The sequence below is a fragment of the Acinetobacter silvestris genome (genome assembly GCF_002135235.1).
Taxonomy (GTDB): Bacteria; Pseudomonadota; Gammaproteobacteria; order Pseudomonadales; family Moraxellaceae; genus Acinetobacter; species Acinetobacter silvestris.
On record NZ_NEGB01000003.1, the window covers coordinates 262,702 to 280,479 of the forward strand.

Annotated in this window: 16 protein-coding genes; 1 reads left to right on the forward strand and 15 read right to left on the reverse strand. The window is 37.4% G+C overall.

Translation table 11 applies throughout. The features are described from left to right. Positions 1–144: 144 nt before the first annotated feature. From B9T28_RS07450 to B9T28_RS07510, 13 genes are all read right to left on the reverse strand, one after another. Positions 145–348 carry a hypothetical protein gene (locus tag B9T28_RS07450; RefSeq protein WP_086203360.1) on the reverse strand — a complete coding sequence of 68 codons (204 nt, stop codon included), beginning with the start codon at positions 346–348 and terminating at the stop codon, positions 145–147. Positions 349–995: 647 nt separating this feature from the next. Continuing rightward, positions 996–1,727, reverse strand: coding sequence for a hydroxyacylglutathione hydrolase (gloB, locus tag B9T28_RS07455; RefSeq protein ID WP_086203361.1), 732 nt, complete (start codon positions 1,725–1,727; stop codon positions 996–998). Positions 1,728–1,916: 189 nt separating this feature from the next. Then, positions 1,917–2,612 carry a methionine ABC transporter permease gene (locus tag B9T28_RS07460; protein ID WP_086203362.1) on the reverse strand — a complete coding sequence of 232 codons (696 nt, stop codon included), beginning with the start codon at positions 2,610–2,612 and terminating at the stop codon, positions 1,917–1,919. Next, complete coding sequence (locus tag B9T28_RS07465; protein ID WP_086203363.1) at positions 2,609–3,634, reverse strand: methionine ABC transporter ATP-binding protein; 1,026 nt, start codon at positions 3,632–3,634, stop codon at positions 2,609–2,611. The genes B9T28_RS07460 and B9T28_RS07465 overlap by 4 nt, the downstream gene beginning before the upstream one ends. A 73-nt stretch (positions 3,635–3,707) precedes the next feature. Further along, positions 3,708–4,583, reverse strand: a complete 876-nt coding sequence (locus B9T28_RS07470) for a MetQ/NlpA family ABC transporter substrate-binding protein (protein ID WP_086203364.1) — start codon at positions 4,581–4,583, stop codon at positions 3,708–3,710. 432 nt (positions 4,584–5,015) lie between these two features. Beyond that, entirely contained in the window at positions 5,016–5,615 is a 600-nt protein-coding gene (locus tag B9T28_RS07475; RefSeq protein WP_252053539.1) for a TIGR02391 family protein, read from the reverse strand. 341 nt (positions 5,616–5,956) lie between these two features. Then, the gene (purD, locus tag B9T28_RS07480) at positions 5,957–7,240 is read right to left on the reverse strand and encodes a phosphoribosylamine--glycine ligase (RefSeq protein WP_086203437.1); all 1,284 of its coding nucleotides are present in this window, start codon (positions 7,238–7,240) and stop codon (positions 5,957–5,959) included. A 129-nt stretch (positions 7,241–7,369) separates the two neighbouring features. Continuing rightward, positions 7,370–8,944: a bifunctional phosphoribosylaminoimidazolecarboxamide formyltransferase/IMP cyclohydrolase gene (purH, locus tag B9T28_RS07485; protein ID WP_086203366.1), complete on the reverse strand. Its 1,575-nt coding sequence runs from the start codon at positions 8,942–8,944 to the stop codon at positions 7,370–7,372. A gap of 80 nt (positions 8,945–9,024) precedes the next feature. Further along, positions 9,025–9,294, reverse strand: a complete 270-nt coding sequence (fis, locus tag B9T28_RS07490) for a DNA-binding transcriptional regulator Fis (protein ID WP_001086304.1) — start codon at positions 9,292–9,294, stop codon at positions 9,025–9,027. 376 nt (positions 9,295–9,670) lie between these two features. Next, the gene (locus B9T28_RS07495; RefSeq protein ID WP_086203367.1) at positions 9,671–10,501 is read right to left on the reverse strand and encodes a DUF3426 domain-containing protein; all 831 of its coding nucleotides are present in this window, start codon (positions 10,499–10,501) and stop codon (positions 9,671–9,673) included. Positions 10,502–10,520: 19 nt separating this feature from the next. Continuing rightward, on the reverse strand, positions 10,521–11,420 hold the full coding sequence (gene prmA / locus B9T28_RS07500) for a 50S ribosomal protein L11 methyltransferase (RefSeq protein ID WP_086203368.1): 900 nt from the start codon (positions 11,418–11,420) through the stop codon (positions 10,521–10,523). Positions 11,421–11,559: 139 nt separating this feature from the next. After that, a complete protein-coding gene (locus B9T28_RS07505; protein WP_086203369.1) occupies positions 11,560–12,441 on the reverse strand; it encodes a bile acid:sodium symporter family protein in 882 nt (293 codons plus the stop codon). A gap of 279 nt (positions 12,442–12,720) precedes the next feature. After that, positions 12,721–12,978: a hypothetical protein gene (locus B9T28_RS07510; protein WP_086203370.1), complete on the reverse strand. Its 258-nt coding sequence runs from the start codon at positions 12,976–12,978 to the stop codon at positions 12,721–12,723. 237 nt (positions 12,979–13,215) lie between these two features. Here B9T28_RS07510 and mnmG point away from each other — a divergent pair, with 237 nt between their 5' ends. Continuing rightward, positions 13,216–15,096 (forward strand): tRNA uridine-5-carboxymethylaminomethyl(34) synthesis enzyme MnmG, encoded by a 1,881-nt coding sequence (gene mnmG, locus B9T28_RS07515; protein ID WP_086203371.1) that lies wholly within the window; start codon positions 13,216–13,218, stop codon positions 15,094–15,096. Positions 15,097–15,490: 394 nt separating this feature from the next. Here mnmG and B9T28_RS07520 read toward each other — a convergent pair whose 3' ends face one another. Both B9T28_RS07520 and alr read right to left on the reverse strand, forming a co-directional pair. Continuing rightward, the gene (locus B9T28_RS07520; protein ID WP_086203372.1) at positions 15,491–16,486 is read right to left on the reverse strand and encodes a helix-turn-helix transcriptional regulator; all 996 of its coding nucleotides are present in this window, start codon (positions 16,484–16,486) and stop codon (positions 15,491–15,493) included. Positions 16,487–16,671: 185 nt separating this feature from the next. Beyond that, the gene (alr, locus tag B9T28_RS07525) at positions 16,672–17,736 is read right to left on the reverse strand and encodes an alanine racemase (RefSeq protein WP_086203373.1); all 1,065 of its coding nucleotides are present in this window, start codon (positions 17,734–17,736) and stop codon (positions 16,672–16,674) included. Between the last annotated feature and the right edge of the window lie 42 nt (positions 17,737–17,778).

Genomic DNA, 17,778 nt, shown 5'->3' on the forward strand with positions numbered 1-17,778 from the left:
GAAAAAGACAGGATTTATATCTTGTCTTTTTTTTGCATAAAATTTAAGGCATGTATTCGAAAGAATAAGCATGCCTTTGGGCTTGTACTAAATCATTGTATTGATGATAAATAAATAATAGAATTAAATTGATATCAAGCAAGTTTAGGCTTTTAAGTGATCTTCAAACTCTTCACCTAATTGTACAGCCAAGGTATTTCCCGACAGCTCACAGGTGACTAAACCATATTCTTTTTTGAAGCTGAAAGTAAATCCTTTACCATCGGCTAAATTTTTAACTGAATATCCTAATTTTTCTAACCAAATTCGGAATGCGATTAAATTTTTTGCTTTAACAACCTTTTTCACAGTAGATGTCCTTAATTCCTGTCTAATATTTTAATAGGGATGCATGACAAGCTTTTAAAGGGGTGAGGATGTAAAAATATTTTTTTATTACAAATTTTAATCAATGAAAAATGGGCTGTTTAAAATAATTAGAGGATTAATGCAAAAAAGTTTTATTAGCTTGGATTGGTATGGAATGAAAAACATATAAAATTCAATTGATAACATAGTGGTTTTTATATTTTACTTTCTATTTTAATAAAAATAAGAGAAGTTGAAGTTTTATCAATTTATTTATTGGGCATATTTTATCAATTTTTAATGCTATTGAATTTTGGGATCAAGTGTAAGTAAAAGTGTCAAATTATTTGAATATTATCGTATTGATCTCAATAGCTCTAATCCATCAAAAAATTTAAGCATGAAGACTTGTTCAGCAAAATTGAGGAAATTTTAGTTGTGCTTTTGGATCTCAATGAATCACAGAATATGTTTGGATTGTTTTATCTGGTGCTAATTTTAAATCGGGATATGGTCTGAATTTATTGTTTAATGGGTGAGGTAAGACAAAAACCATGTTTATTATGTATGTGATTATTTTTATTTTATGATTCAGTATTTACTGAATTGATAAACTCAATAAATACTGAATCACAAATTGTGATTGGCTAAAAATTATCTTTTAATTGTCGTATCTTGGCAAAATCTTCAACACTTTCTGCACGTAAAAATGGATTGGTTTCAAGTTCTAATTCTATGCTGCTAGGTAGTGTGATTTCACCACGATCACGTAGGAGTTGAATGTGTTGGGCGCGATTTTGAATGGCCAGATTATCAGGTTCAACATGCAGTGCAAACTGAGCATTGGCTAGAGTGTATTCGTGTGTGCAATATACTTTGGTTTGCGGCGGTAGGGCAGCTAAGCGATTCAACGAGTGATACATTTGTGTAGCTGTGCCTTCAAACAGTCGACCACATCCCATCGCAAATAAAGTATCACCACTAAATAAAGTTTCTAGTTTATCAATAAAATAAACAATATGACCTAAGGTGTGGCCTGGTACGGCAATAACTTCGATTTTTAAATGATGAAACTGGAAATGATCATCATGCTGTAAAGGATGGCTAATGACATGAATCTTACTGAGCTCTTCACGAGGCCCATAGACTGGAATTTGATGGTTAGAGAGTAAATCGGGAACACCGCCAATATGATCTTTATGCCAGTGTGTTAACCAAATTTGGCTGAGATTTAATTGGTTTTTTTGACAATATTCTTCAACTAAATGTGCTTCAGTAGGATCAATAACAACAACATCACGGCTATTAGTTTCTTCCAAAAGCCAAATATAGTTTTGTAATTGATTTTTAACCTCGATTACGTGAATTTTAAAAGTCATTGTTGTATTCCATTAAACTTTATTTGAGTGTATGCAAAAACTAGCTTAAATGTCACTAAAAATCTAAGTGGTGTATTTGTGTTACTTAAGAGAAGTTGTTGATCATGGTTGTGGGGTGATTATAAGAGAATAAAATGAGCATTGCTGTTAATAAAAAACCCTCTATAGAGGGTTTGATCGCTTATAGATTTATCTAATTTTAGAAAGCCAATCACCTAATGTTTGCACGATTTGAACCAAAACTAAAAGTACAATGACGGTCAGAATGACTACACTGGTATCAAAGCGTTGGTAGCCATAAGAAATAGCTAAATCACCGATTCCACCTGCGCCTACAGCACCTGCCATGGCTGTTGCACCAATCAAGCTAATGGTCGCAGTAGTGAGGTTTAAAATTAAGGAGCTACGTGCTTCAGGTACAATAAATTTAAAGATAATTTGCCAAGGTGAAGCCCCCATTGCCTGAGCGGATTCAATAATTCCTTCATTGACCTCGAGTAATGAAGTTTCAATTAAACGCCCCATATATGGACCAATATAAATAGTCAGTGGAACAATGGCTGCCCAAGTGCCAATTGATGTGCCGACTAAAAATTTAGTCAAAGGGATAACTGCAATCAACAAGATAATGAATGGCAGGGAGCGTAAGGCATTCACAATGGGGTTGAGTACATGGTGAATAATCTTATTGGGTAAAATACCATTTGGACGAGTAACGAGGAGAATAATCGCTTGAATGAAGCCCCAAATTCCGCCAAATAACATGGCAAAGAATACCATGTGAATGGTTTCTTGAAGTGCGGTAATAAATTGATCAATGGATAGTGAGCTGTGCCAAAATGGAGCTGTAATTTCAGTTAACCATTGTACGATGAGATCTCTCATACCGTGACTCCTGATTGTTCAACTCTGACACCATGTTGTTCTAAAAACTCAATTGCTTGTTGAATGATTAAGGGATCACCCAGTAATTGAATAAACATTTGACCAATAACCGCACCATTAATTTCGGTCATATTGGCAAACAGAATATTAAGACTAATATCAAACTGTTTAATCACCGCTTGTACTACAGTTTCTTGTGCAGAAGTGCCTAAAAACTGAAGGTTATAAATACTATTATGATTTTGGTTATCAAGATTTTTTAAAATATTGACAGGTAACTGTTGCTGTAAAACTGTTTGAATAAAATTCTTGGTGGTCGGGTGTTGCGGTTGACTGAAAATTTCAAGAGTTGATCCAGTTTCAATCACTTGACCTTGTTCCATGACGGCCACACGATCACAAATTGATTCAATCACATCCATTTCATGTGTCACCATGACAATGGTAATATTCTGTTCTTGATTGATTTTTTTGAGTAAAGCTAAAACTGATTTGGTTGTTTGTGGATCAAGAGCAGAAGTTGCCTCGTCACACAGTAATATTTTGGGGTGATTTGCTAAAGCACGTGCAATTCCGACTCGTTGCTTTTGACCACCTGAGAGTTCATCTGGAAAAGCATCTTTTTTATGTTTTAGGTCAATAAATTCGAGTAATTCCTTTAAGCGTTTTTCACGTTCTACTTTGGAAACGCCAAGAAGTTTAAGTGGCATTTCAATATTTGCTGCGACCGTTTTGGTTTGCAATAAATTAAAATGCTGAAAAATCATGCCAATATTTGCACGTTCTTGACGTAATGAGCGCGCATCTAAAGCGGTAAAATCTTTCTGATTGATAATGATTTGACCTTGAGTTGGGCGTTCAAGTAAATTAATCAAGCGGATTAAAGTACTTTTACCTGCGCCACTATAGCCAATAATGCCAAAAATACTACCCGCTGGAATTTCCAAATTAATTTGGTCCAGTGCGTGTAAGGTTTGACCCTTGAGCTCGTAATCTTTTGAAATGTTTTTAAATTCAATCATATCGTCAAATATTATGCAAAAATGAAAAAACAGGCAAAGTCACTTTGCCTGTTTTATTTCAGTGATTATATTACTATTTTGATTCTGTAAGATAGCTTACAGGTTTGTTTACATCAACTTTAGTTCCACCAAAGTGTTCTTGCACATATTTTCCAACAGCAGCTGAGTGATAAAGTGTACCTAACTTTTGTAAAGTTGGATCATCTTTACGAGATTCTGCAACAGCAATGATATTTACATTTAGTTTGGTTGATTGGTCAGTAGGTTCATGGAAGATGGAATCTTTTAATACATTTAAACCGCCTTCCATCGCCAGTACGTTGCCCAATACAATGGCATCCACTTCACTTTTAACGCGAACTGCCGTCGCCATTTGAACAGGTTTGATATCTAATTTTTTAGTATTTTCAATGATGTCGCTCGGTAAACCTTTTGCAGGGTCAAAATCTACTTTAAGTTTGATTAAGCCGGCAGATTGTAAAAGTAATAATGCACGAGCTTCATTTGCCGCATCATTGGGAATGGCAATAGATGCACCCTGTGGGAATTCTTCAACTCTTTTGTATTTCGTTGAATAGATGCCCATTGGTTCGAGATAAGTGGTCGCAAGTGGCGCAATTTTATCTTTATTATTAGTGTTATAGGCAATCATATAAGCATAAGATTGAAATGCATTCGCATCAATTTCTTTGTTGGCTACAGCGGTATTCATTGAAACATAATCAGTGAAATTCTGAACTTTTAAATCAATTCCTGCTTGCTTTGTTTCAGGTAAAGTAGCGATATAATTCCAAATATCGGTATCAGAACCACTTGAAGCAAGTGTGACTTTGGTTAGTTCACCTGAAGTTGTATCCTTTGCTGGTTCTGTTTTTGGTGCTTCTTGTTTGCTACACGCACTAAGTGTTAATACGGAGGTGCTTAGGAGAATGCTAATCAGCTTTTTCATGTATAAATCCTGAAAAAATATGAAATAAGTAGGTGTTATGCTACGATTCCAATAATAATTTGGTTTTAGAGTTTTGGTTTCACATCCTTGTGATGATTCATGTATTTGAATATCGATAGAAATCATAGTTTAATTTAACTATCTGAAAAACCAACTCTAAGATTTTATTCATCATATCAATAAATTTTCATTTTTTATAGCGTTGAAAGAGGGATGTGGCATTTCTTGATTTTCCTTAAAAATTAGTGATTTGTATAAATTAATAAGTAAAACAAGTACTTTTATTAAATTGGGGTGGCGTTCTGGTTTATTTTTATACTTATTCATAATATATAAGTATTTATGGATTTATTATCTGTTTATTGGATATAGGAGGGCCTGCAATTGTGGACTCTTAATAGTTGGTTTTATTGGGTTTTAGTTTATCAATTTTTATTTGGTAATTTCTTTACGTTCAATTGCTTCGCTTTCTAATAAAAATAGCTCATTCACTAAAAGAAACTCTCGGGTCAATTTAGAATAAGGTAAATCAGCTTCTTTATGAGCACGAGCATTTCTAAATGCTTGATATATATTTACAAAAAGTCTTCCTTTGGCTTGAGTCTCCCCAATGCTTATTGAATTCCATGTTAAAGGTGAATCTTTTTCACTTAGGGCGATTTTAAATAGTTCTGTGGAGTGAAGATGATTGAGTCCTGATCTTTTTCGAACTATATCTTCTAATCGTGTAAAAGCAGACATAATGGCTGAATTTGGATCCTCTTTAAATTTTAATGCAAGATCAAAGATTCGTGAGTCAATCAAATGATAAGGGAGCTCATTTGAATAATAATGGTTGTTGTTTTTCTGATAGTCTAAATTTTCGTAAATTGCATAGATGTATTCATATATTTGTATAGGGCGAACATAGCGAGAGTTTGAAATATTTTCTACATCAGTACTTGATAACAACGCTTTATTTAATTTTTTCATGAGTTTTGAGGAAATATTTACTTCTTCAATTTCAATGTGATGTTTTAAAAGTAATTGCAAGGCTGATGCTAAACCTTTTGTTCCTTCACCGAAATAACCTGAGCTAAAGCCTGATCGAATTACGTAAGTATTTTGTTCCGATATTATTAAAAAAGCATGAAATCCATTATTGGATAAAAGTAGTGCTTTTTCTATATATGGTTGGGTCTGAAGAATAAAAGTAATTGCTTTGAGATAATCCTGCGTATAAGGAGTTCCTAAATATTGAATTTCTTCTGAGGAATTATTGAAAAAATAGCTAAATATATTTTTAAGTGCATAATTTTTATGAGTTAAAATTAATATACAATAAAAAAGTCCGCATAAAGCGGACTTGTTTAAATTTTTGGAAAAACTAAGTTTTAAGCTTGTTCACGTGCAATGGCACGGTAACCAATATCTTTACGATATTGAACACCGTCAAAAGTTACTTTTTCACAAAGTTCTAATGCTTTTGCTTGTGCTTCACCAATGGTATTGCCCAATGCTGTTACGCAAAGCACACGACCACCCGCAGTCACAATCTCGCCATTTGCATTGACAGCAGTACCAGCGTGGAAAACTTTAGCGTCGGTCATTTCGGTGTCTAAACCGTAAATCACATCATCTTTGCTTGAAGTTTCAGGGTAGCCTTTAGATGCAAGTACGATACCGACGGTTTTACGCTCATCCCATTCAGCTTCCGCAGGTAAGTTTCCTGCAATACCAGCTTCAACCAAATCCACTAAAGATGATTTTAAACGCATCATGATCGGTTGGGTTTCAGGGTCACCAAAACGGCAGTTGAATTCGATGACACGAGGCTGACCTTGTTCATCAATCATCAAGCCTGCATACAAGAAACCTGTATAAACATGACCATCAGCCGCCATCCCATCAACCGTTGGGCGCATCACTTCTTTCATGACTTTATCGAAAACTTCAGCCGTCACCACAGGAGCAGGAGAGTAAGCACCCATACCGCCAGTGTTTGGTCCTTGGTCGCCTTCAAAGATACGTTTATGATCCTGTGAAGTTGCCATTGGCAAGATGTTGTGTCCATCAATCATGCAAATGAACGATGCTTCTTCACCAGCAAGGAATTGTTCAACCACAACACGAGAACCTGCATCGCCAAATTTGTTGCCTGCAAGCATGTCATCAATGGCATCAAATGCTTCTTGATTAGTCATGGCAACAATTACACCTTTACCAGCAGCAAGACCATCAGCCTTGATGACAATTGGTGCGCCATTTTGTTCAACATAGGCTTTAGCAGCATCAACTTCTGTGAATACATCATAGAAAGCGGTAGGAATGTTGTGACGTTTTAAGAAATGTTTAGCAAATGCTTTAGAGCCTTCAAGCTGTGCGGCAAATTGGGTCGGACCCCAAACTTTCACATCAGCAGCACGGCAAGCATCAACCACACCATTGACGAGAGGTGCTTCTGGACCAACAACAATTAAGGCAACATCATTTTCTTTAGCGAAAGCAATAATTGCAGCATTGTCTAAAATATCGATATTGACATTTTCGCATTTATTTTCAGTTGCAGAACCCGCGTTACCCGGTGCTACAAATACTTTTGCGACTTTGTCATCTTGTGCGATTTTCCATGCAAGTGCATGTTCACGACCGCCACTACCCAAAACTAAAATATTCATCGCTTCATACTCCATGAATCGAAATAACATGAAAGTCCTCATCCCAAAACAGGAGAGGACTTTCATGTAAGATTTAGAAATCTGTTTTAAACATGTATGACTTTGTCATTACAGTCAGGATTCCATCAATTAATGACGGAAGTGACGCATACCTGTGAATACCATTGCGATACCGGCTTCATCAGCAGCAGCAATGGTTTCTTCATCACGCATAGAACCGCCCGGTTGAATGATGCATTTGATCCCTGCTTTAGCAGCGTTATCAATACCATCACGGAATGGGAAGAATGCGTCAGATGCCATAACAGCACCTTCAACCACTAAGCCTGCATGTTCAGCTTTAATTGCAGCAATACGCGCTGAGTTTACACGGCTCATTTGACCTGCACCTACACCAATGGTTTGACGACCTTTGGCATAGACAATCGCATTTGATTTTACGTATTTTGCAACTTTCCAAGCAAAGATTAAATCGTCGATTTCAGCTTCAGTCGGTGCAACTTTGGTCACCACTTTAAGGTCATCTTTCGTGATCATGCCTAAGTCTTGGTCTTGAACCAATAAACCGCCATTCACACGTTTGTAGTCAAGCTGAGTTTGACGTGCATCAAGTGCAGGAAGTTCACCACAGACAAGAACACGAACGTTTTTCTTCGCACCAGTTACGTCAAGTACGCCTTCAGCAATACTTGGTGCAATAATGACTTCAACGAATTGACGGTCTACAATGGCTTGCGCAGTTGCAACGTCTAATTCACGGTTGAATGCAATGATGCCACCGAATGCAGATTCAGGATCTGTTGCGTAAGCAAGGTCATAAGCCGCAGCAATGCCATCTAAAGACACCGCAACGCCACATGGGTTTGCATGTTTTACAATTACACATGCAGGTTTAGCAAAAGATTTCACACATTCAAGCGCTGCATCGGTATCTGCAATGTTGTTATACGATAATTCTTTACCTTGCAGCTGTTTCGCAGTTGAAACAGAAGCTTCAGTTGCTGTGCTTTCAACATAGAATGCAGCAGATTGATGTGGGTTTTCACCGTAACGAAGGTCTTGTGCTTTATTTAACTGTGTATTGAAAGTACGTGCAAATTTGTCAGCTTGACCCTCTTCTTTACCGACGCGAGCGCCTAAGTAAGAAGCGATCATGCCATCATATTGTGCAGTATGTTCGAATGCTTTAACCGCAAGATCAAAACGAGTGGTATGAGATAAAGCACCATCTGCTTTAAGTTCTGCAATTACCGTGTCGTAATCAGATGCGTTAACTACAATACCCACAGACGCGTGGTTTTTTGCAGCAGCACGAACCATTGTAGGACCGCCGATGTCGATGTTTTCAATCGCATCTGCTAGTGAACAGTTTGGTTTCGCAACAGTTGCAGCAAATGGATAAAGATTTACAACCACTAAATCGATTGCATCGATGTTGTGTTCAGCCATGACAGCTTCGTCTAGACCACGGCGAGCTAAGATGCCACCATGAATTTTTGGATGTAGTGTTTTTACACGACCATCCATCATTTCTGGGAAGCCTGTGTGCTCTGAAACTTCTACTACAGCGATATTGTTGTCTTTAAGCAACTTATATGTACCACCAGTAGATAAAATTTCTACCCCAAGAGCCACGAGGTTTTTAGCAAATTCAACGATCCCTGATTTATCAGATACAGAGATTAAAGCGCGTTTAATAGTCATGATTTTCGTCAACAATATTAAAGGTCTAGATTAAAAACAATTGGGCATAAAAAATGCCCACGGCGTGAGCATTTTATCATTTATTCACTCATTAAACCGTGAGCTTTTAACTTTTTACGTAAAGTACCACGGTTAAGTCCGAGAATCTCGGCAGCGCGTGTCTGGTTGCCGCGAGTATATTCTAGAACAACAGATAAAAGAGGTTTCTCCATTTCTGCTAACACCATGTCATACACTTGAGATGGTTGCTCACCTTGTAATTGTGCAAAATAATGGCGAACTGCGCGATCTACATGGATACGTAGAGCGACATCAGATTGTGCAGTAAAAATAGGAGATTTGCTATTCATGCGAGTTTAATCCGAAAATCAAATACCACTTGAGTAAAGTGATATATAAATGAGGTCTAAAAAATATTTGAGCTCCGTTTCAGATCCTAAAACGGTTGGCTCTAAAACAAGAACAATTAGCTTGCCACAACTTGAGCAATTGAGCGAAAAATAAGCGTAACAATAGATTAATATTTGTTACTGCGCTCTTTCACGCAAAAAAACGTTCTACTTGCGCAATATGGGTAATAAAGCACATAACTAGATTGTATTTGTTGTGAAAAATTGCGAGGAGTTTGCAGGACAAAGCTTTCGTGGCGCGTATGATACCATTGTCTAAGAAAAAATGAGCAAGAAAACTACATTTTTTTTATTTTTTTATCATTTTTTTTTGTTTTTAGGGGTGAATTATTTCTAAATTGTAATCATTGAAAGAATTTCTCGGTTGATTGATCGTAAATTTAAAGCGATATGGGCGTGTAGTTGGAATTCGACTAATCCCGCTCAATCCACCATTCAGATATTGAGATGAGGTTAAAGTATAAGAAGCGATATTTTTATCTTCATTTTTAAGGGTGATTTTAATAATGGGTAAAGCTAAGCTTTTTTCATAATTATTGATTAAAGTACCAGAAAAGGCAGTTTGATTTTTACCGACTTTTTCAACTTTTAACCGTTCAACTGCCATTTGGCTGTAGCGTTGATCTATAGTATCGCAGCTTAAAATGGCACAGGTTTTTGTAAATAGCGTGTTTAATGTAGCGTATTGATCTGTCAGTTTTGGATTGAACCATAAAATTTGGAAAAACAAGATCGAGAGGAGAATTAAATTGACAACACTCCAGATCGCATAATATTTAACTGTTTTGTGCTTCTTTTTGCTCGATGAGGTGGTTTGAGAAGATAAGTGTAAAGCTGGAATATTTTGTAAAGGTTCGCTATTAAATTGATTTAAGCTATTTAAATAAGTGCGTAGATCAATATTTGAGTTTTCTGTTTTGCGCCTGAATATATCTAAAATGCTCATTTCAGCTATATATGCAGATTGGATGAGTTCGGATTTTTTTTCTTGAGAAATTTGATTGTCTTGATTGACTAAACCCAGTAGTGCATTAAAGTTAGTCGAGCATTTAGGACAACAAACCATACCCTGAGAAACAGTAAGTTGTGTTACTGTCACTTTGTAGAGTGAATTGCAGGTTGGGCAGCGGGTTTGTTTATCAGTCATGCGTCAATATTGCTCTAATCTATTTTTTGCGTTTACCAGAAATTCGGTACCAATTTTCATCGCGTTTTTCAACGTCTAATATATCAAAAAATTCAGAATAAACACGAGAAACATCAGCAACTTGCTCTTCAATTATACCTGCAAGTGCGAACTCTCCTTCAGATTTAATTAAAGTTGAGAACTCTTTCGCAAGTGACATTAGTGGGCCTGCAAGAATATTGGCTACATGAATGTCTGCTTGTTTACCTTTAAAGGCTTCATTGAACTCTTCAGGCAAGCCGACATAGAGTTTGTCTAGGACGCCATTGAGCTCGGCATTTTGTTTTGTTGCAAGCACTGCTTGAGGGTCGATATCCGTTGCATAGACTTTTTTAGCACCCAATAATAAGGCCGCAACACCTAAAATGCCTGAGCCACAACCATAGTCGATGACAACTTTATCTTTAACATCGGTTTTACCGAGCCACTGTAGGCAAAGGAAGGTACTTGCATGGTTACCTGTACCAAATGCTAAACCTGGATCTAGTTTAATATTGACGGCATCAGCATCGGGTGCTTCCATCCATTCTGGGACAATCCAGAACTTTTCACTAATCTGAATCGGCTCATATGCATCCATCCATGTGCGTTCCCATGCTTGATCTTCTAGGAATTCATGACGCAAAGGTGCATCTGGTAGTTGAGTGCGAATAAATGTTTCAAGTGCTGCAACATCAATTTCTTCGTCATCTTCCTGCGCATAGATACCTGTAACAATGACATGGTTCCAAAGCGGTGTTTCACCTGGAAGTGGTTCAAGTAAATCCTGATTTTCAGCATCATCTAAAGTTACACCGCCCGCACCTAAAGAGTTAAGTAGAGTTTCTGTGTAATCGACTTGCGCTTGTTCAACAGTAATATGAATTTGTAACCACTTCACGAGAATAACCTAATGTATATTTTCAACTGGCGGCTATTGTAGCGGAAACCAAGCAGCTTCGCTTATATTCAAGCAAAAAATAAAAGAATGACTTTGGTCATTCTTTTATTTTAGGATGGTTGAATCAATGTTGAGAGGTTTAATTTGTTTGTAATTGAATCTTCTTGTTTATAGCGAACTTATTTAATAATGTTCCAAAAATTGCAGCAAAGATATACATGAAAATTGAATATACTGCAGCAGGCATGGCGATGGTTGAATTTACCATGACTGTTAAAGCAATGGTCATGGCTAAAGTACTGTTGTGGATTCCAATTTCAAAAGCACAGGCGCGTGCTTGTGCGCTATTAATACCTAGAAAACGTGGCACAAAATAGCCAATGCTTAAACTACAGATACAAAATATGACAGTCGCTAGACCGACCTGAGTGAGATATTCGAGAATTTGATGCCGTTCTTTGGTAATCGCACCAATAATAATTAAAACTAAAAACACCACGGCAAAAATTCGCAGTGGTTTGTTCAGTTTCTCTGTAAATCGTGGAGCAAAATGTCGAATCAGCATGCCGATGCAAACGGGAACAATAATAATGGCAAAAACTTGTAAAATTTTACTGAGTTGTAAGCTAATTTGTTGACCATCATTCATGAAGTGTTGAATAGAAAAATTGACAATTAAGGGTAAGGTAAAGGCTGCAACGACTGAATTGATTGCGGTTAAGGTGATATTCAGTGCAATATCACCTTTAAAGAGATAGCTAAATAAATTTGCAGTGCTTCCACCAGGTGAGGCTGCGAGTAGCATTAAACCAACTGCAAGAAGTGGAGGAAGTGCTAATACTTTACAGATCACAAAAGCAATGCTGACTAACACCACTAACTGACAAAATAAAGCAATTAAAACAGCTTTAGGGTGTTGAGTAACACGTGTAAAGTCTTTTGGAGTGAGTTCTAACCCTAAGCCGACCATAATAATAGCCAATGCTAAGGGAAGTAATATGGTAATAATCCCTGAATCCATTTTTTGTCCTTTGTTATCGTAAAAATTATGTTCTTATTCTTTGAATATATGTGTTTTTTTTAAACTTGCAAATATATTAATCCGTCTTGTTGTTCGCTTGAGAGCCTATGCTTTAAGGCAGGTAAGTTTCTATTGATTAAATGTGAGGGTTTAATAGGTAGGTATTGATGCGATCTATCTAGTTTTACAATATTTGAATTTTAAAGGCTTTAATAAATGGGTAAATAAAAAGTGGTTATAAAAATATAACCACTTTTATCGGGGATTGTTCGGAATTGTTTATGAATGTGGAGCAGGCGGCATGAATTGGAGCTTGCCATGCGCATTGTGTTGACAGGTACCGTTGAATAATACGCCTTTGTAGTTATAAGACACCCATTCACCTTGCTTTTTATTGTGACACACTTTCATTTGCAGTTGAGTCACAGCATTATGTGTTTCAGTTTTACTCATTTTGTGTTGAGCAGCATTGGCATAACTAAAACTCATTAAACACATGAGTGAAATAGAAAAAGCTTTTAATGCAATATTTTTCATTACAATATCCTTTTATATGAAGTTGGATGATTGTTGAGGATTTTGAACAGTTGATAATTATGTTTTATGAATCATCAGCTTAAAATTTAATCTATTTTTGCAGAATATTCATAGTGAAAATTGTCATAACAATGTATGCAGTTGTCTATTTTGTGTAGACAATTTTGAAAAACAAATATAAGACAAGCTAATTTTTTGCTATAATATGCAGTCATTTTTTTTATCTCTCAAACCATTATGCATTATCCTAAAGTTTACGATGTCATTGTTATCGGTGGCGGTCACGCAGGTACCGAAGCAGCACTTGCTGCGGCGCGTATGGGTCGACAGACATTGCTCTTAACTCATAACATTGAGACTTTAGGGCAGATGAGTTGTAACCCTGCCATCGGTGGTATTGGTAAATCACATTTAGTACGTGAAATTGATGCACTGGGCGGTGCAATGGCATTGGCTGCCGACAAAAGTGGTATTCAATTCCGTATTTTAAATTCGCGTAAAGGCGCAGCAGTACGTGCAACACGTGCGCAAGCTGACCGTGTGCGTTTTAAAGCAGCTATTCGTCATACGCTAGAAAATCAAGCCAACTTAGATATTTTTCAACAATCAGCAGATGACTTAATTGTAGATGGCGATACCGTTAAAGGTGTTGTGACGCAAATGGGTATCCGTTTTGATACGAAAACTGTCGTGTTGACTACAGGTACATTCTTGGGTGGTGTGATTCACGTAGGACTCGAAAAATCGAGCGGTGGTCGTGCCGGTGATCCTCCATCTATTTCATTGGCAGCGCGTTTACGCGAATTAAATTTACCTGTAGGTCGTTTAAAAACAGGTACACCACCACGTATTGATGCGCGTTCTGTTGATTTCTCTGTAATGACAGCGCAGCCGGGTGATTTTCCATCGCCAACCATGTCATTCATGGGCGATGCTTCTATGCATCCTGAACAAGTAAATTGTTATATTACGCATACCAATGAACGCACACATGACATTATTCGTGGTGGCTTAGACCGTTCGCCAATGTACACAGGTAAAATTGAAGGTGTAGGGCCGCGTTACTGCCCATCAATTGAAGATAAAATTCATAAGTTTGCAGATAAAGATTCGCATCAAGTGTTTTTGGAGCCAGAAGGCTTAGAGACACATGAGCTTTATCCAAATGGTATTTCAACGTCGCTACCGTTTGATGTTCAGTTTGAATTGGTTCGTTCGATTCGTGGTATGGAGAATGCACACATTCTTCGTCCGGGTTATGCAATTGAGTATGATTATTTCAATCCACAAGCATTGAAGTTCTCTTTAGAAACCAAAGCCATTAATAACTTGTATTTTGCAGGTCAAATTAACGGTACCACGGGTTATGAAGAAGCTGGTGCACAAGGTTTATTGGCAGGTTTAAATGCTGCTCGCCGTGCTTGGGATCAAGAGCAATGGACGCCGAAACGTGATGAAGCGTACATGGGCGTTCTTGTTGATGACTTGATTACATTAGGTACGAAAGAACCGTACCGTATGTTTACTTCACGTGCGGAATACCGTTTGATGCTTCGTGAGGATAATGCGGATCAGCGCTTAACGGCAATTGGTCGTGAAATGGGCTTGGTTGATGATACGCGTTGGGCAGCTTACTGTGAAAAAATGGAAGCAGTTGAGAAAGAAACCAGTCGATTACAACATCTTTGGGCTGCACCAAATAATCCAATGGGTAAAAAATTCGTTGAGATGACGGGTGCGGATCTTTCTAAAGAATGTTCTGCGATTGATTTATTGAAACGTCCAAATATTAATTTTGCTCAAATTGCAGAACTTACAGGTTCTGAAGTTACTCCATTTGTAGGCGAGCAAATTGAAATTGCAGTGAAATATGCGGGCTACATTAATCGTCAGCATGAAGATGTTGCGCAGATGAAACGTTTGGAAGACACCAAAATTCCAGTGAATTTTGATTATGACATCGTGTCTGGTTTATCACGTGAAATTACATTGAAACTGAAAGATGTACGCCCTGAGACTTTAGCGCAGGCGAGTCGTATTCCAGGTGTTACACCTGCTGCGGTGCAGTTAATCATGATTACCATTCGTAAGAATGCACAAACGAAAAAAACCGCTTAAATTTTAGCTTTTAATTAATTGAGCCTGCATCCATGATGTGGGCTTTTTTATCTTTGGAACATTATGAAAAAGCATTGCTGATTTTGTCTTCAGACATATATATGCATTGTTCAGCATTTTTCATTATTTTGCTATCGTGGGTTTAACCGTTATATTAATTTTACGTTCACAACCAGAGGTAAAACCATGACAATGAAATCTATACGTTATAATAGTGGTGAACTCGCATGCTGTACGATGTGATGAACCATAATTCTTTAATGAATCAGCATTCATGTTGTATTTGGGGGAATAAAATCCAATATGAATTATAGAAGCGACAACGATAATAAGAATAACAATATAACCATAAAATTATTAAGAGCCTAAAAGGCTCTTTTTTTATTTTCTAAAGTTATTCAATTTCATGTACTGCATTAAAAACTTCAATAGGTTCGATCCGAATGAGTTTTTTACCAAAGCTTCTAAGCCACCAGACTAATTGTGATGTAAATGGAACATTGGCCGTAATTTGATAAAGTTCTGGGGTGAGTTGTTCAATTTTTTGCGCTTTACTGAGTTGGCTCTCGGTGAAATATAAAGCATCATCTTCATTCATAAGTAGTTTTAATTCAATATTTTCTGTTGGTTTAGAAAAATCAACTCTAAAACCGAGTGCGCCAGAATCAATATAAACATCAATATCAAAATTAACAGGGTGCAATGCGCGAGAGTCTAAAACGGTTGCTGATTTAAAACGATGTAATGCAAAGGTTTGTACTTCAGATTTATCAAAGCGCGTGCAAATGAGGTAAATTATGGCACCTTTTTGCACTAAACCAAGCGGATTTAAGGTGTAGGTTTTCTCTTCGCCTTGATGCCCTCGCGCACGATAAATACATTCAATTTGTTTGTCTTGTAATAGACCTTCATAAATGGCTTGTTGCGCTTGTCGTTCAACCACGGGGGGGATTACAGGTTGGCTCGCAGGAACAATTCGAACTCGATTAATCCATTGGCGCACATTATTTTGTGTCGATAAACTGCGCCGTGCTAAATCAAACCAAGGATTCATTTCATCAATCAGGCTTGGCGGCAGGAGGTGTTTGAGATGTTCTTCCACCATCATGAATGTTACGGCTTGAGAGCTGGTCATGTGGGGCAGGCTTTGAATCGGTGCATCCGAACGCCAACGCCATCCTTGAGGTACGGTTTTATTGCTTTCAATCGGAAAGCGCTGAGAAATTTGATTTAAATCACGCTGAATGGTTCGTAAACTAATTTCGATACCTTCACGTTCTAAAGTCTCTTGTAATTCACGCGTACCTAACCACTTCCCAGTAGAGAGACGGGATAAAATTTGCCATTGACGATACAGGCTATTGGACGTTTCTTTTTCTTGTAAGGACATAATGAATATTAAATCAATTAACCGTTAAGTGAGGAATTTGAAAAGGTACTGCTACACAATAAAAAATATCCTGACGTTTCGCAAGAACTATCATCATCCTACCGATTTATATTTTGTATTGTTAAGCTCAATGATACTGAAATAAAAATCCAAGTAGAGACCTGGATTTTTAAAAATCATCCAGATTATTTACGAACAGGGCGATTGCTTAAACGACAAAGGAGTTCATAGCCAATAGTGCCATTGGCTTCTGCGACATCATCTACCAATCGATCTTTCCCCCAAAGCTCAACCACCGTACCTAATGTTGCATTTAGTCCAGTGACATCAATAGCAATCATATCCATCGCAACCCGACCAATGATCGGAATGGACTGTCCATGAATTGCAACATAGTTTTGTTTGGGGAATGCACGTGGATAGCCATCGCCATAACCAATTGAAACAATGGCAATATCAATTGCAGTTTCAGCAGTAAAAGTTGAACCATAACCCACAACTTCACCCGCGTGAATATGGTTGAGCGCAATAATTTCAGCAGTAAAAGTCATCACAGGTTGAAGATCTAGTGCTTGTACAGATTGATCTGCAAATGGTGATGCACCGTAAAGCATAATACCTGGGCGAACAAAATCGAAGTTTAATTCAGGCCATTTGAAAATAGCTGCTGAATTACAGCATGAACCCATCACTGGTGAACATGCTTCTTTCACCTGTAAAAACTGATTTTTTTGTTGTTCGTTTAAAAGATTATCGGCATCGGCATTGGCAAAATGCATGGCCAATACACAGGTGAAACCTGCTGCTTTCAGTGTATGAATGATCTTGATAATGTCTGGAACTTTAAAGCCTAGACGATTCATGCCACTGTTGAGTTTGACCCAAACTTTTAAATTTTTAGCTTGGTATGCCGCTTTGTGTGCAAGTAACCATTCAATTTGTGGCTGATGATGTACGATAATTTCAATATTACTGTTAATTGCGATTGCCATTTCATCTTCAGAAAATACACCTTCAATCAACGTGATGGGTTGTGTGTATCCAAGGTTACGAATTTCTAAAGCTTCTTCTAAGCAGGCGACACCAAAGGCATCGGTAGAACTTAAGGCTGCAAGACAGTCTTTGATTCCGTGTCCATAAGCATTAGCTTTGACCATGCTGACGATTTTGGCGGTTGGTGCAAGTTGTTTGACACGGTTTAAATTATATTGAAGTGCTTCTTGGTCAATATAAACTGTTGCTTGGCGCACCCTTGTTGCTCCTTAAGAATGACAATGCTTTAAACTAGACAA

What these genes read in the sequence shown, in the direction of transcription:
- mnmG (WP_086203371.1), top strand. Translation starts at nt 13,216, where the DNA reads ATGCATTATCCTAAAGTTTACGATGTCATTGTTATCGGTGGCGGTCAC.
- B9T28_RS07470 (WP_086203364.1), bottom strand. Translation starts at nt 4,583, where the DNA reads ATGAAAAAGCTGATTAGCATTCTCCTAAGCACCTCCGTATTAACACTT.
- B9T28_RS07495 (WP_086203367.1), bottom strand. Translation starts at nt 10,501, where the DNA reads ATGACTGATAAACAAACCCGCTGCCCAACCTGCAATTCACTCTACAAA.
- fis (WP_001086304.1), bottom strand. Translation starts at nt 9,294, where the DNA reads ATGAATAGCAAATCTCCTATTTTTACTGCACAATCTGATGTCGCTCTA.
- purH (WP_086203366.1), bottom strand. Translation starts at nt 8,944, where the DNA reads ATGACTATTAAACGCGCTTTAATCTCTGTATCTGATAAATCAGGGATC.
- B9T28_RS07510 (WP_086203370.1), bottom strand. Translation starts at nt 12,978, where the DNA reads ATGAAAAATATTGCATTAAAAGCTTTTTCTATTTCACTCATGTGTTTA.
- B9T28_RS07505 (WP_086203369.1), bottom strand. Translation starts at nt 12,441, where the DNA reads ATGGATTCAGGGATTATTACCATATTACTTCCCTTAGCATTGGCTATT.
- gloB (WP_086203361.1), bottom strand. Translation starts at nt 1,727, where the DNA reads ATGACTTTTAAAATTCACGTAATCGAGGTTAAAAATCAATTACAAAAC.
- B9T28_RS07460 (WP_086203362.1), bottom strand. Translation starts at nt 2,612, where the DNA reads ATGAGAGATCTCATCGTACAATGGTTAACTGAAATTACAGCTCCATTT.
- purD (WP_086203437.1), bottom strand. Translation starts at nt 7,240, where the DNA reads ATGAATATTTTAGTTTTGGGTAGTGGCGGTCGTGAACATGCACTTGCA.
- B9T28_RS07520 (WP_086203372.1), bottom strand. Translation starts at nt 16,486, where the DNA reads ATGTCCTTACAAGAAAAAGAAACGTCCAATAGCCTGTATCGTCAATGG.
- B9T28_RS07465 (WP_086203363.1), bottom strand. Translation starts at nt 3,634, where the DNA reads ATGATTGAATTTAAAAACATTTCAAAAGATTACGAGCTCAAGGGTCAA.